Origin of the sequence: Sphingomonas sp. ERG5 (assembly GCF_000803065.1) — a bacterium.
GTDB lineage: Bacteria > Pseudomonadota > Alphaproteobacteria > Sphingomonadales > Sphingomonadaceae > Sphingomonas.
This window is the reverse complement of sequence record NZ_JSXI01000026.1, coordinates 114,855-129,181: the sequence shown is the minus strand read 5'-3', so window position 1 is coordinate 129,181 and position 14,327 is coordinate 114,855. Positions and strand designations below refer to the sequence as shown.

The 14,327-nt window shown below is 60.2% G+C and carries 9 protein-coding genes; 1 reads left to right on the top strand and 8 read right to left on the bottom strand.

Going from position 1 to position 14,327, the window contains the following annotated elements; translation table 11 throughout:
- Positions 1 to 51: 51 nt before the first annotated feature.
- The 8 genes from OO12_RS11050 to OO12_RS11015 all read right to left on the bottom strand — a co-directional run bounded on the left by OO12_RS11050 (position 52) and on the right by OO12_RS11015 (position 13,657).
- Positions 52 to 1,893 carry an AIPR family protein gene (locus OO12_RS11050; RefSeq protein ID WP_200887440.1) on the bottom strand — a complete coding sequence of 614 codons (1,842 nt, stop codon included), beginning with the start codon at positions 1,891 to 1,893 and terminating at the stop codon, positions 52 to 54.
- Entirely contained in the window at positions 1,894 to 2,865 is a 972-nt protein-coding gene (locus tag OO12_RS11045; RefSeq protein WP_034158721.1) for a PD-(D/E)XK motif protein, read from the bottom strand.
- Positions 2,855 to 5,530 carry a Z1 domain-containing protein gene (locus tag OO12_RS11040; protein WP_034158720.1) on the bottom strand — a complete coding sequence of 892 codons (2,676 nt, stop codon included), beginning with the start codon at positions 5,528 to 5,530 and terminating at the stop codon, positions 2,855 to 2,857. Before OO12_RS11040 ends, OO12_RS11045 begins: the two co-directional genes overlap by 11 nt.
- Positions 5,527 to 7,005 (bottom strand): ATP-binding protein, encoded by a 1,479-nt coding sequence (locus tag OO12_RS11035; protein ID WP_034158719.1) that lies wholly within the window; start codon positions 7,003 to 7,005, stop codon positions 5,527 to 5,529. The genes OO12_RS11040 and OO12_RS11035 overlap by 4 nt, the downstream gene beginning before the upstream one ends.
- Before the next feature lie 460 nt (positions 7,006 to 7,465).
- Positions 7,466 to 7,975, bottom strand: coding sequence for a very short patch repair endonuclease (locus OO12_RS11030; protein ID WP_052215759.1), 510 nt, complete (start codon positions 7,973 to 7,975; stop codon positions 7,466 to 7,468).
- Positions 7,976 to 8,016: 41 nt separating this feature from the next.
- The gene (dcm, locus tag OO12_RS11025; protein WP_160296783.1) at positions 8,017 to 10,419 is read right to left on the bottom strand and encodes a DNA (cytosine-5-)-methyltransferase; all 2,403 of its coding nucleotides are present in this window, start codon (positions 10,417 to 10,419) and stop codon (positions 8,017 to 8,019) included.
- A 74-nt stretch (positions 10,420 to 10,493) separates the two neighbouring features.
- Positions 10,494 to 12,677 carry a pentapeptide repeat-containing protein gene (locus OO12_RS11020; protein ID WP_034158718.1) on the bottom strand — a complete coding sequence of 728 codons (2,184 nt, stop codon included), beginning with the start codon at positions 12,675 to 12,677 and terminating at the stop codon, positions 10,494 to 10,496.
- Positions 12,674 to 13,657 (bottom strand): hypothetical protein, encoded by a 984-nt coding sequence (locus OO12_RS11015; protein ID WP_152616356.1) that lies wholly within the window; start codon positions 13,655 to 13,657, stop codon positions 12,674 to 12,676. Before OO12_RS11015 ends, OO12_RS11020 begins: the two co-directional genes overlap by 4 nt.
- A 63-nt stretch (positions 13,658 to 13,720) precedes the next feature.
- On the opposite strand from OO12_RS11015, the gene OO12_RS11010 reads away from it, so the two are divergent.
- Entirely contained in the window at positions 13,721 to 13,921 is a 201-nt protein-coding gene (locus OO12_RS11010) for a hypothetical protein (protein ID WP_034158716.1), read from the top strand.
- The last annotated feature ends 406 nt before the right edge of the window (positions 13,922 to 14,327 follow it).

Below are 14,327 nucleotides of genomic sequence, written 5' to 3'. Positions count from 1 at the left end.
GCTGACGGAGCCCATCGGCAACATCCCGCCTGCCGAAGCCGAAGATCAATATTATGCTGCCGCGGACAACATCGATATGGCAGCGTGACTCACAACCCACGGCCTCCGGCAGACCCGGCGCGGTTCAGAGAGCAGACTTTCGAACATCGTCCTTTTTCCCTGGAGTCCGGTCCAGCAAGCGTCCTTCTTGCACCACTCACTGACGTTTGAGATCCCGGCCGGCGGTCGGATGATCTCCTCGTTCACCGCCTTAGAAATGACGGCCAGAGCTTCAATGAGCGTGCCGCCGATGCCCTGCGCGGCCCAGATACGGCCGTAGTCGATCGCCCGGCCCTGACTACGAACGATGTCGCTGACGACGGCGAGGGTGAACGCTACGATGTTTGCGCGGTACCCGCCATTGTACCAAGGCTGGGAGGAAACCAACTTCTCACAGGCCCGGAAAATCAGCGCCCGGGCAACGATGCGCTTGAAGTAGAACTCGTTGAAGCCGTCAGGAGCCTTCTTCCACTCGGCACCGATGCGCCCGGCATACCGGGCAAAGTTCTTCTGAGCACCGAGGTTGACCCAACGGGGGTGATCATCCCAGACGTTCTCGAACTTTGCCATGTCCGTTTTGGTGAACATCTGCTCTTTCGGATGTTCGGCTTTGAAACGACGCTGCTCAGCGGGTGTCAACTGCGCTTGCGCGTCGGCGTACTGACCTCTCGCGCGCTCGTAGAACCACCGTGTTTCACGCTGTGCGCCCTGCTGTGCAGGAGCCCAGAGGCGTCTGGAGAATTCCTGCATGCGGATGTGAAACGGGCTATTGGAGAAGAAATCGGCCGCGTTCACCCGGTTCTGCGTGTTCGCATATTCCGATATGAGCGGAACGATGGTGTCGCTCGCCTCGCTGTCGATGACCGACAGCTTCATCTGCACGAAGATGCCGTCGAGCTTCGCCTTGTCCCGATGTTTTGTGTGGAAGAGGGACGCGGTGGTCTGGCCTCCGTTGACGATCTGAAGATCTACGATACGCGTGATCGCCAGGCCGTCCGGCCCCTTTTTCGTTTCAACCGCCTGAGCCGTGGCGGTGATGCCATTGTTGTAGGCAAAGAACATCGAGGGCTCACTGATGATCGTGCCCCGGATGCCCTGATTGACCTTGCCGCGGGCCTGAAGAAAGCACCGCACGTTCTGCTCAAGCAGTTGACCGCCGTATCTTCCGTAAAGCGTGGCGAGTACGTCGGCGGGCATGACGATCAGGTACGAAGGGTAGGCGTCGGTTCCCAAATGCGCCGGCAGGCACGAGATTCCGCTGCCGAACATGGCTTCGAAGTCGAGGTCGAGTGCCTCCTTGTGTCCGCGTGAACTGCGCTGACGGAACAGGCGGGACATGTCCCAGATGTGGTAGCTCGCCGGCAGGCCGCAGACCTCGGCATCGGGCATGCCCTCCACGCGGTCGCTGAGCGTCCGCTCGGACACCAGTACGAAATTGACGCGCCGCAGATGACTCCGGCGGTCGAAAATCTCACGTGAGAGCCCGCGCTCGGGGGAGGTGACTTCCAAGTCGTTCGCCAACCCCTTGTTGAGGGAGGCGTCAAAGAATCCGGTGAGCCGCTTGAACGCAGCATCGACATCGGTCTTGGTGAGCGATGCCAGTTCGGAGCGGCACTCAAAATCCGCCACGAACAGGTCGAGCGTGCCTTCGTCGTCAAACCAGTAGCCGTCGACGCGCATGCCGCGTTGTGCGCGGTAATGACAGAACTCGAAGCCCTCGACGAAGCCAGTTTCCATCAGCTCATCGCCGACGCCCTCCATAAAGGCCGCAAGCTGAAAAGCGCTGTTGGCTTCAGCCCCGGCAAGGGTCTCCTGTCGGAAGTCGTGAAAGAAATCCTCTGCGCTCTGTTCCACTCAGCCCCCCCTTAGCACCTCATCGTTGTCCGTCTCAAAGATTCTCAGTGCTTCGAGTTCGATCTGATAGGCGACGCGAGTGATGCCCTCCGGCAGGTCGGCGCGGATCAGACGGGGAAACTCGCCCTCGACACGATAGGTCTGTCTCTGCATCACGATAAAATCAGGCGCATCGTAGGCCGCTACAGGCGCGTAGCCAAAGTCGGCGAGCTTCTGCGAATAGAGTTCCAGCGCATCAGCATCACTGATCTCATCTTCGATGGCGGAGACGAGCGCGTTGAGCGAAATGCCGCCAGATCCGGCATCGGCTACAGCTAGGCGGTACGTGACCAGGAACAGTTCGTCCACGACTGTCGCGAGCTGATCCTCCGAGGAGATGCGGACGGTGTTACGGTCCCGGCCGAAGAGCGACTTCACCTCCACAGCAGTATTACCGAAGATGAAATCCTGCTGGACCATGTCTGCTCCGGTCCAAGACACCACGGTCTCGGACTGCGTCAGACGTGCCGCATAAAGCGCCCGCATATATTGAAGTTCGGCCCACAGACCGCGCACCTCCTCATCGCTCAAGCGACGAGCCTTCCGTGAGGCCAGGAAGGCCTTCCAACGGCGGATATGTGTTATGGCGACCGGTAGTGTGTGCTCTGGTCCCGTGACGCCGTCGAGGGCATTGATCAGCGTCTCGCAAAGACCATGGAAAAGATCTCGATCGACATTCCTGTCGAGCGTGAGAACAAGGCGCTGTCGGTCAGGCTGCTCGCCATTGCGCAGGTCCACCCCGACCCCGATCAGCTCGACTGCCAAGCCGCGGAACTTTTCGGCGTGATCGCCTTCAAGCTCGACAATCAGCAGGCATCGCCCGGCGGTGTCGCGACCCCAGAACACCGGGACGACACCGCCCGATGCCACCTTTCGCACCATGTAGTCCCGCGTGGGAGTGCTGATATCGTCCCAAGGAAGGCTACTCGTCATCGTAATCTTCCTCCGCGTCTGGATCGTCGTCCAGCGAACCGTACATCTGCTCGACCCAGACCTTGTTCGCGACGATGCCGACTTTGGTGCGGTAGTCACCTCCCGGGAAACTGACACCGAATGCAGGGATGCGCTTTCCCGCCAATTCTTCGTTCTTCGTCGGTGCCAGGATATGGATCATCAGGAGCGGCTTGCTTCGGATCTTGCGGAAATGCACGTCCGATGGGGCGCGGTCCCTGTCCTCGTTCGCCTCATCCTCAAGCGCGTCGTTCGTCGCCTGCTGGACCTGAGCCGGAGTGAGACCGAGCTTCTCATCGCCACGGCTTGCGACTCGGTAGCTGGCGAGACGCCAGCCCCCGTTGTCGATGCGTTTCGGCGAGGCATCACGTTCTTGGGCACCCAGTCGGAATTCCGCCTCATCCTCACCGCCGTCTTTCAGGGAGATGAGAAGGACATCCACCTTGGAATGCTGGTCCTTTATTCGGTCGAGATAGTTGACGATTCCGCCTTTAAGCGGCTTGAAATCCTCATGAACTCGGAAGCGGCCGAGAAAGTTCTGGACGACCTCCTCGTCCACATCGCTGACCGCCCACCCCTTATTGGTGCGTACAACCTTCCTGCCATTGAAGCCATTACGCCAGTATTCGCGGATGAGGTCCTCGTTGGCCCTGCTGATCGCGTGATCGATCGGAACCTTCGAACTTTCCTTCAGCTGGAGCGAGTAGTTTTGGCTGACCGTGATCGGCTGGCCGGAACGCATCTTGTTCGCTGCGGTGATGAGTAGCGCGTCCGGGTGGGATTCTACGTAAAGTCCGAACTCTCTGGGCGTCATCTCAGCGCGCCGCATGCGCCTGATCTGTTCGCGAAGTTCCTCCGTCGCCCTAGAGATGTATCGGTACCAGCTGATGGAATCCTGCGAGAGGTAGACCCGGCAGAGGTCTTCAAAATTTGGCCGGTACCCGAACCACCGCCCCATTTGGAGCAGCGTGTCGTACATGCGGGTGTTCCGGTACATGTAGCTGATCGTCAGGCCTTCAATCGTCAGGCCGCGCGACAGGCTTAATCCGCCGACCGCGATCGCAGTGAGACCGACGCCCTCGCGTTCGTACTTCCGGTAATCGAGCACCTCGTCGCTTTTGCTGTTCACAACGAAAATGCGCATCTGCTCGAACGCCGAAAAAAGCGCCCTCCTCACCTCCAGCCATGTGACGCCGCTGGAGCTGTACTCCTTCAGGAACGCCTCTTTGAGCCGGTGCAAGTGCTCGTCCGCCTCCCTCTCGGGTACAGGAAGTGCGTAATTCGCCTTCACAGCCAACTGAATCTGGTTCTGGCGAAGGCTGATGAAGTCTCTCACCTGCTTCTGTGTGGATACGAAGCGCGAGACGTTGATGAGCATCGAGCAATGCTTCGCCGCCTGGCCGCGCAGGTTGCGTATCGTCCGAGCGATGATGAACTCGTCGAGGGCACCGTACAGACTTGGCGGAAGCTCCGTGACCACATCGCCGTTCTTATGGGACGACGGAATGAACCCTTCGCAGTCCGTGATCGGCCTTACGATGCGGTCGCTGCTCGCTTCATCCACAAATACCTTGTGGGGACCGAAATAGGAGTTCGGCGGATCGAGGCTGTAGATGAAGTTTCGAGGGAAAAGCTCCTCGCGGACATCGTCATCATAGGCGTCCGGATTGATGAAGATGTTGGCGAACGGCGTGGCCGTGTAGCCGACGTAACATGACTTGGAGAAGAGGCGGAGAACGCGCCGGATCATCGCGTTAGTCCGTGTCGGATCGACATCTTCCTTGTTGGTGTTGATCGATGCGTTGTCAGCCTCATCGTCGATGAACAACATCGGCACATCACCGATCTGACCGTCCCTGCGGGCATTCAGTTCCTTGAGCCACTTGTAGAGCGATTCCAAGGTTCGCACGTTCTTCTTGATGACGATCACAATCGGCTTGCTGAAGTCGTTGATCTTCCAGCCGGCTTCGGCGGTCTTCTTATTGAAGTCGCTGTGGATGGTAGTCAGCGTCGCCGGATGCGGGAAATCCTTGTTTAGGCCTACACCGATCGCAACCCGGTTCTCCGGGTCAGATGAACGGCCGACGAACGCTTCATCGATCCGTTCCTGGGTCTGGCGACGCAGGTTACTGTGTATCCCCGCGCTGACGACAATGAACTTGTAGCCGGCGTCAGCGGCCTTCGCGATCACACCCGTGTAATTAGCTGTCTTGCCGGACTGCACATGGCCGATGACCAGCCCACGGCGATTCCACGATCCATGGCTGAGTGGGTCCTGCAGATGCCCCAGAATGCGACTGCAGACATCGCTCAACGACTGAACCAGGGTCGGGTGCCAGCCCTCCTGTTTGAGGAAGGCTTCATAGGCATCCGAGTAGGTCGACGTGATCTCGCGCTTCCGCGCCCACTGGTCGTCATGATCGGCTTCGTGATCGACGAGGGACACGCCGGCACCCATTCGCGTATCGACGGCGATCAGGGCCTCTTCAATAATGTTGGCAAGTTCCCCATCATAATCGAAGACTGTTGCAAGGGCACGTGCCTTCGCTTCCACCTGGGCGCGGGTAGGGGGCTCCTTGAGGTTCGACAGGCCGGAGATCAGCGAACTGATGAAGTTCTTTTCCTGCTCGGTCCTGCTGACATTCATGAAAATTCCTCAATTATGAAACTCTCGATGATATCCAGGTGAGAATCGAAGAGGCGCGTTGAGCGTACGATTTCACGAAAGGCACTTCCTCCGATAGCTGCGTCATCTGAAAACACAGCTCTGAGTTCTTTCAGGCGCTCGATAACATCCTCTCTGTTCACGTCGCTCTGGGCCATCTCCAGCGGGTGCATTGCGTAGTCGGAGTAGATCATCTCGATCGGGATGGCGGCCCCGACGGCATCCACAAACATCTCGAGGAGTTTCGCGTCGCCACCGGTAACGCGGGAGCGAAGTGCCTCCACCAGCGGGTGCCCGCCGTTCACCGCGTAGCGGACGCGCCCCTGGTCAGCAAACCGCTCCCAGAGGGGAGCCGTGGCTTCGTTGAAGAGCTTCTGACCCCTTCCGCGATGGACTGTCGTACTTGCGCCTGTCACTTGGCCGATGATCTGGCGCATGCGTTCGCGCACTGGCAAAGGTGGACGTGCGCGAGATTTCTTGATGTCGATGGTCCACGACTCGTCGAGGTTGTTGGGGAAGTCGATCTGGACCCGCGCGAGTTTCGTTGCTTCGCCTTTGGGGACCAGGCGGAACCAGTCGCCCCAGGCCATCAGGCGACCATTGCGGTAGATGTACGCCCCCTGGTTCGAAATGAAGTCGCTGCGGCTCTGATAGAAGTCGTATTCGGCAGGGCTGAGGTTGCTGTGATGCGGCAGGATATAAGGCTGGAGCCGCACTCGCTCACCGTCCACTTCGACGAAGTCCTCCGGCAAGTAGCGGGTCGCGGTATTCTTCCGGCAGAACGGATCGAACGGCTGGATCGGGTGGCCATTCAGGGTGATGGCGATGCGGTTGCGACCCTTCAGTTCACCGGAAAGAAAGCGGTGGAAGACCAGGGCCAGATGCCTCTCCACAACATCAAGCTTCTCATTGACGATATCGTAGCGCCGTTGGCCGCGCTCATCCTCCATGAAGCGATCCAGCTCCCGCCAGATCACGACAGTGCCATGATCGGACAGGCGGTCCGCACAGGGCAGCGCGGAGATTTCGGTATCGTCGAGGACCGACAGCATCCAGTCGTCCTCCCGGTCGATGCGGTTGAGATCCCACTCCGCCGCACTCCGTTCGGAAGCTTTCTCGCTCAGAACGGTTAGACGCCGGCACTGGGAGAATGAGGCTGTCTTGAGGCCAAGACCGAAGCGGCCGAGATCATGTGCGTCACGTTTCATCCTCGGGCTCGCGCTGCCGTGTTTCATGGCCGCGATGAGCTCGTCGGATGCCATCCCCCGGCCGTTGTCGATGATTGCAAGAAACGGATCGGCGCCAGTGACGTCGCAAAGGATGTCGATCTTCGTCGCCCCCGCCGAAATACTGTTGTCGATGAGATCGGCGACCGCGGTCTCCATCGAATAGCCCAGATCCCGCATCGAGGCGGAGAGCGAGGCTGCACTCGGTGGAAGACGGTGGTGGCGGGCCATCAGAAATCTCCGCGCATTGGCGTTCGTATCCGACCCACCACGCGGTCGGGATGGTGCCCAAGATCACATACCCATACTGGAAGTGCACGCCAGCCGGGCCAGGTGAGCTCCTTTCCTGTGCGGCGATCACGGGCGCCGTAGTCGAGAAGGCCAATTCTGGGAACACCAGCGTTCCAGTGAGTGCCAAGCTGGATGAGATTGTCCCCGCCCGAAGTTCTGTTTTCGACCGGACCGACTAGGGCAGCCTCGATGAAATAGCCGAGGCTGCGAAGAGATTTGAACCGCGCGCCGCAGTGGGGGGCGATTTTGATCGTGTTCAGCTCGCCGCCCTTTCAACCCCCAGCGACGTTGCGGACAGCCTGTTCACAAGCTTTGGCCGTCGCTGAGAGCGAGCCTACACTAGCGATCCTTTCCAACTCAAGTTTTGATAGTGCTGAAGCAGAAAGTACCTGCCGAATTGTCAGGCCTCGTTAGTGCCGGACGGCCAGCGGCCTGTAATCTCATGCGCGGGATCATTGCCTTCAAGCCAGTCGAAGACTTCATGGACGACGTTGGGCAGGTCATGCCGCGCGATCCCACGAATGGCGCACTCCCAGATCGTTATAACCCTCCAGCCCGCATCGACGAGCGCGTTGTCAGTTCTGGCGTCTCGTTCGCGATTTCGCGCGATCTTTTCTGTCCAGAACAAGGTGTTTGTTCCAGGGGTAACGCCTTTGGGACAATTGTGCCCGTGCCAGAAACACCCGTGGACAAAGATCACGGCGCGACGGCCAGGCAGCACGAGATCCGGCGTCCCCGGCAGACGGTGATCGTGGAGCCGGTAGCGGAGGCCGGCGGCATGGAGAGCCCGCCTCAGAAGCAGCTCGGGCTTCGTGTCCCGCGCCCGGATTCGGGACATATTTCGGCTACGTTGCGCGGGCGTCAGCGGGTCCGGATTGCGCGCGGTTCGAACGACGCCCTGTTTTGCCATCGCCTGCACGCCGTCCTCTACGGGTTGCCTCGCCGGGCCTGTCAGGCCTTCCGTCGCTTCCAGATGGCCTCACGTCGGCTGAGTACGTGCGCCACTCGACCGGCGATGGCGTGACTGAGCATGGGCGGCACCGCGTTGCCGATCATCTTGAACGCATCCGTCAGCGCCGCGTCACCGAAGGAGAACCAGTCCGGGAAGCTTTGGATGCGGGCGGCTTCGCGCACCGAAATGGTTCTTGGCGCCGAAGGGTGGACATAGGCATAGGTGTCCTTGTTCATATGGCTGACCATCGTCTTGGCCGGGCGGGATGCGTCCATGCGCGAAACCCAATCGCCGTGATTACCCTCCTGCTTTGCTAGATAACCCTCGCCCAGAAGATGGTGAGGCGCGCCAAGCTTTTCCCCAGCCTGCTCCAGAAGAAGACGAAGCGGCAAGGATCCGTTGATCCGGCTTTGAAGATTACGCAGTCCCTCTCGGTCACGCATGGGCTCGCCCGCCTCAGTGGTCACCTTCGCGAGTTGATCATAGTGACGCTCCGACAAGGCCAGGAGCGACCGAATCACGCCGCTCAGCTCAGCAATGGTTTTGGAGTCGTCCGCCCGATAGTCCATCCAACGTTTTCCCGGTCCCATCAGGGCGAAGAACGCGGCGTCGTCTGCCCTAGGGGCCCTGGCGGCATGTGCATCAACGGACAGCGGCGGACTCGTGGTTCCAGGTCGCGGCTGACGCACCCACTTGACGAAGGGGTGTTCGCCCAGCGCGGTCTCGTCGACAAGTACACGTTCCGACATGGCGGAACCGCTCTTTACGGTTCCTCCTGCAACCGCCGGGGCCGGCAAGCCGGCAAGAGCCAGCGACAGGGGCGCCTCACGATCACGTCGCAGATCCAGACAGCTGAGGGCGTCCTTGCCCGCTGCCTCCACGTCGGCCCGCGCGAGCACACCGGTCATGAAATACCGCTGACGGTTCTGTGGCACGCCATATCTGGAAGCGTCGAGCACGTCTGACGAAACGCGATAGTTCGCCTCGCCATCCGACATATTTGCGATGGCTTCGGCCAGGACGTCCGTAGCCTGGAATTCGACCCCGTCAGCTTTCACCACCGACTGGAAATGCTGGACGTTCTCAAACACGAAGACGTCAGGACGCAACGCTCCCAGCACCATCACATATTGCTGGAACAGGAGGTTCCGGGCATCGCCGGCCTCAGCGCTACCGTGCGCATGGACGCGGGCGTCGCGCAGGCTGCGGATCTTCCCTCGACCGATCCGGCTGAAACCCTGGCAAGGGGGGCCGCCGACGAGGACGGAAACCTTTGCCGATTGCAGATAGAGCTCGCGCAGGCCTGCGCCGAACATTTCGTCTTCGAATAGCGTAGAGCGAAGCACCAGACGTCGGGCGCGCCAGCGAAGCCAGACCTGCCGCACGGCCTCCATGCCGGGCGTCTCAAGGAACCTGACAAAGGCCGACACCCGTCTCGCGGAAGCATTCAGCTGACCCCGCCCCCTGGCTTCCTGCTTGAGAGAAACGCTTGCGACCTGTTCGTCCCATTCCCACTGCGCCTGCTGCAGCCGCGCCATATCGATCCTGGGCTTCGGCGTCCTGGCCTTTCCAAGGTCGCCCGAATGCTCGCTCCACAGGATCGGTGGCATGGTCGCCACTTTGGAAGATGGGCGCGGCAGGCGCAGCTGATCGTGAAAATTGATCACCGACGTCTGGCTCAGCGCCTGCTGATCGATCTGATCGTAAGCATCGCGCCATGCGGCACCCGCCCGCACTTCATTCAGCTGTTCGAGGAAGATCTGGTCGGCTCGCGCGATTGAGTCGAGGAAAGCCGGAAAGGCCCCGCTTTGCAGGCGCTTTAGCGAACCCAGCAGATTGGGGTCTCCAAGTGCTCCTCCTGCGTGCTGGAGATAGAGGGCCAGGACCTCGGCCTCGTTCATGAATTCGGTGAGGTCGGTCGTTCGGCCAACTGGGTGATCGCCATGCCCCATCAACACCGCATTGCGATTGAGCGTGGCGATTGGAGCGGGTTGGATATCGAGCGCAAGAATCGTGCGGTAGTGTTCTCCCCCGCCGAAAAGGTCAAAGCCAAGGCTCAATCCGCCACAGCCGGAGAAGATATCGACCACCAGGCGAGGCTTGGCGGGCGGTGAAGGCGGGTCTTCGCGATCGATTTCGGGTTCTGCGTCCACTTCGTGTTTCTGCAGCACAAAGACGTTCGAACTAGCGCGTCGACCAGCCAGCCAGTCTTCATACTTGCGGGCCGAGTCACTTCGAACGTGCTCTCCGGCCAGATGGATCTGCAGGGTCGCGAGACCCACGCCGATTTCCGCTGCGGCCGTCCTTTCGGGCACGCCGCGCTCCGCGATCGTGTCCCTAATGCGCGCCATTAGCGAACCGGCGGCCGGAGGTGTCGGTTCATGATTCGTCGGCGTGGTCATTCTACAATGATAGCGAGGCGCGGCACGCATACGGTGTGACATTGTGGTCACAATGTCGATGCGCGGCCCCTGGCTTAATCTCCCTCGTTCAACTCTAGAAGGCGCTCAAGGATTTGCAGATCATCAGCGTCTGGCGAAAGGCGATACAAGCCAAGGATCTCCTCGTCCAGGTGGCGTCGGATTTCTCCCTGTTTCTCGGCCAACTGGCCAGTCTCCCATTGCTTATCCATCTCGACGAGCCAATCCCGAGCAAGGCCATATAGCCGTTCGTCACCGACCAGACGCAGTTGCACGTTCCCTGGGCCGAAGCTCGCGACGTCAAACGCTCCGACGATCGGAAAGGTCTCGAACGTTCCGGTCACGGAAAAGCGGGCAGCCATCCAGCTTGTCGAGCGGGTCGCGGTCGCGCGCGCCCACACAGCAAAAACCGACGATTGCAGGAGCGCAGGGACCGCCGCGTCACCGTCGATGATGAACATCGATTGGGCCGGCACCTCATGCCGGGCTAGCTGGTCAAGGCGAACCGGCAGCAGCCCGTCGGCGATTGCGAAACGCATGGCGTCCGGTGCAGGTTCGCCGCAGGCAACCCGGAGATCCGCCGGCCGCTTGGGCACGCGTGGCTTTCCCGCGCGCAAGCTATCCAGCTCGGCGCGCATCGACTTGTCGTGATCGTCAGCAAGCCATTGCGAGACCTCATACGTGGGCACCATGAATTCGAGGATGCCGGGCTGCGCGAAGGCAGGACGAAATTGTCGGATCGACCGAGCCAGGTCCGGAGCATCAGAACGAATTCGGTCAACGAACGCCTCTTTAAAAACGAGGATGTCACGGGAGTCGGCGCCGCGCGTGACCAGACCCCGGTTTTCTGGCCGGCGTCTGGCTTTGGGCAATACCAGCTCGTTGGGCAACTGGCGTGGAGACGAAGGCGCGTCAGGCGACAACGTCTCGGCAATGAAAAGTCCGTCGGTGTAGCGGGCGACCCTCCAACCGACCTTGGCCGCGCTATGAACCAGCTTCATCGTGGGCGTTTCAGCGACAATGGCCGTGGCCGGTCCTCGGCCCGTTGAGGCGCGAAGCCCCGCCGAATGCCCGCTGAAGGCCAGTTCCCCCAGAATATCAGCAGGGATCTCATTACCATCGATCAGGTCCAGCTTGCGCCGAGCAAGTGCATGGTCGGCGGCCGCGTGCAGGAAGCTCGACGTGCTGGCCTGAAGATCACTGCTAATAAGGAAAAGACCCAGCTCCGCATCCTTCGGACGCTGGCGTATCCAGTACGGTTGAAAGTGAAACAGATCGGGCAAACCTTGATCAACCCGGACCAGGCCGACCGCTTCGGACGAGAGGGAAAGCACGGGCGCCTGAGATGAGCCCATGGCGGCGGGTCCAAAAGCAAGCGTCACCACCGGTGTTCTCGGATCTTCCATCTGGCTCAGACGCGTGGCGATGTCATCTGAGGATGAAACGACGGTCGCGACCCCGATGGCGGTGTCCGCGATTCGACGATCGAGTGCCCTTGAGACGTTGCCCGACCAGAATGGCGAGCGCGCGATCGAGGTATCAATGACCGCGTTGAACCCGCGCGCCGGTTGATCTGTCAGCAATCGAGACGGTCGATCTCGTGGCGGAGCAGGCGCCAAAAGTCTTATCTTGCTGTCGAGTTTGGCGTTTATCCAGTCAAGGCTAGCATCTACGTCGGAGTCGCTGTCGGCGAGCACCACGATGACGTCGAAAGCCGTGCCGGGCAGATCTGCCCCGACGGCGGCAACCTGAATCAGTCCAACAAAGGGATGACGATCGCGCCTTTCCTTTCCGTGCGCGACCACGAACCTCCAGCCCAAGTCGGCGCCGCCGCGATCGGGGCTCCAGTCAGGCGGCTCGATGCTTCGTGAGATTTCCTCGGCGCGCCGCCCGGCAAACAAAACCAAGATCGACGGCGCGGGCTGGCGATCTGCCTTGTACTCTAGCGTTCCAGCATATTCCGGGATACCGATGGTTCCGACCATCAACGCTCCGGTCAACAGGCAGCCGGCCAGGTTCGCGCCGGAAAAGTCTGAGTAGCTAAGGTCAGCGCGACGAAAGTCAAAACCGGACAGGTCTTCATTTTTGAAGTCAACACCGGTCAGGTCTGCGCCCACGAAATCCTTCGCTGGATCAAGGTCGGCGATCTCGACCAGAGCTTTGAAGTTTGCATCGCCGTCCCGCACTCGCCGAGCCATTCGGTCAGCGATGGCGCCGAGCGACTCGCGCGAATCGATCATTGTACCGCCACCGGGAAAATCTCTTCGTCCTCGATGCTGAGCTCATGGACGATGAAGCCTTCATCTTTGACGAGATTTTTGCCTGCGGCCGCCTTCAGCACCGCCAGCATCTGGCCGATCTTCGGTTCGGCGATGACGGTGTCGTCCCCGAAGAATTCTATGCCTTCTGCATTGAGACGAATGTGAACGCTGGCCCGCAGATCCTGCGACGAAGCGCCCAAGGGCAGATCGGCGAGCGCGCAAAGCCGATTGTTGTCGCCGTCGCTGGGCAAGGCCCCTTCGCCCAGGGAGACCGCGTCCAGACGTGGGTGAATGACGACGCCGAAATCGCTGTCGCGAAACCTCTGCACGTACCTGATCGTCTCTTTGGCAGAGGCCTTCGTCGCCGGATTGGGCACTATCTGTATGCCAGAAATTGCTTTGAGGCTCAGCACGGCCCGAGCCACGCCGAAATCGACCCTGGTCCCGGCATCTTCTACGTAGAGACGCTCAAAGAAGTCGATCTGAGCGTGAAGGGACCGGCGCGCGCCGTCCCTCGCGCCTCGCAGTTCAACGTGGCTCTGCGAGATAAAGCCGTGGTCGTCAAAGTTGTACGGCCTGAGAATTCTCAGGCGATGCGCCGGGAGAGGCTCTGTGCTCCCTGGTAATGGCTGATCGTAGCGAGCGTGATCGTCCTGATAAGCGATCCGAAGGTCGCTACGCCAATCATCGTAAGCCGCGTTCCCCTGGCCGAAAAACGCCCTAAGCAGGTGGTCTAGGTCGCGAGGCCGACTCTTGCCGCTGATCCAATTGCCGACGGCCCGCCCGCTGTCCACCCCGGCGGCATCAGCGAAGGCCGATCTCGTCCAAGGTCTCCCGTCAGAAGAAGGAGAACCGTCAGGACGCGTGCCGCGATTGAAATGCCAGACAAACAGCTTCTGGAATGAGTCGGTCTTCGGATAACGTGCGGAGGTTTTCCGAAGTGTTCCGTCATTTTCCATCGAGGTCGCCGACTCTTCCTGCGTAGAGGTGTTTTTAGGGTGTCACCACAGTTGAGGTGACCAATGACCAATCTACACCATTTGAGCGATGCCCTGGCTTGGATCAATGCCCACGTCGTTGCCTACGGCCTGATGGCCGGGTTCCTGGCTGAAAAGGCCCGCGTTTACTCCAAGACCCATCAGTATGGCGAAGCCCGGGAATGCGCCCTGTTCGCTGTTCTTCATGCCCTTCTGGCCGTCGTCGCAGCGTTTGAGCACGGCTAGGCGTCGGGTTGGTGCCCGTGCTGCGGCCATTCAGGGCGCCGAACGACTTTTTCTCTGGAGGCCGCCCTAATGCCTATCTCCAGACGCTACGCTGGCAGTTTCCGCACTACAGTATCGAGTCCGGTTCTAATTTGTGCACCGCGTAAGTGGATCGGGCGCGATCAGGCTCAGGATCTTGTGGAATCGAGACTCACCGGCGTCACTGAAGTCCAGCGCGCAGCACGGAACGTAGCCGCTCAAAAGTGTCGTGAAGCACATCGCCAAAGCGGACAATCTGAACCGGCTGGGCGTGCGAATCCCGCGCCGCGGATCGCAATCTACAGCTCAAGGCGTGCCATACGCCACTGAAGCCGCAAAAAAGTGTGGGACGAAAGGTGGGCACGTCTCTGACGAGATCGCCCGAAAC

Excerpts from the sequence above, each read along its gene's own strand:
- OO12_RS11045 (WP_034158721.1), bottom strand. The coding sequence starts at position 2,865 with ATGACGAGTAGCCTTCCTTGGGACGATATCAGCACTCCCACGCGGGAC.
- OO12_RS11040 (WP_034158720.1), bottom strand. The coding sequence starts at position 5,530 with ATGAATGTCAGCAGGACCGAGCAGGAAAAGAACTTCATCAGTTCGCTG.
- OO12_RS11035 (WP_034158719.1), bottom strand. The coding sequence starts at position 7,005 with ATGGCCCGCCACCACCGTCTTCCACCGAGTGCAGCCTCGCTCTCCGCC.
- OO12_RS11030 (WP_052215759.1), bottom strand. The coding sequence starts at position 7,975 with ATGGCAAAACAGGGCGTCGTTCGAACCGCGCGCAATCCGGACCCGCTG.
- dcm (WP_160296783.1), bottom strand. The coding sequence starts at position 10,419 with ATGACCACGCCGACGAATCATGAACCGACACCTCCGGCCGCCGGTTCG.
- OO12_RS11020 (WP_034158718.1), bottom strand. The coding sequence starts at position 12,677 with ATGATCGATTCGCGCGAGTCGCTCGGCGCCATCGCTGACCGAATGGCT.
- OO12_RS11015 (WP_152616356.1), bottom strand. The coding sequence starts at position 13,657 with ATGGAAAATGACGGAACACTTCGGAAAACCTCCGCACGTTATCCGAAG.
- OO12_RS11010 (WP_034158716.1), top strand. The coding sequence starts at position 13,721 with ATGACCAATCTACACCATTTGAGCGATGCCCTGGCTTGGATCAATGCC.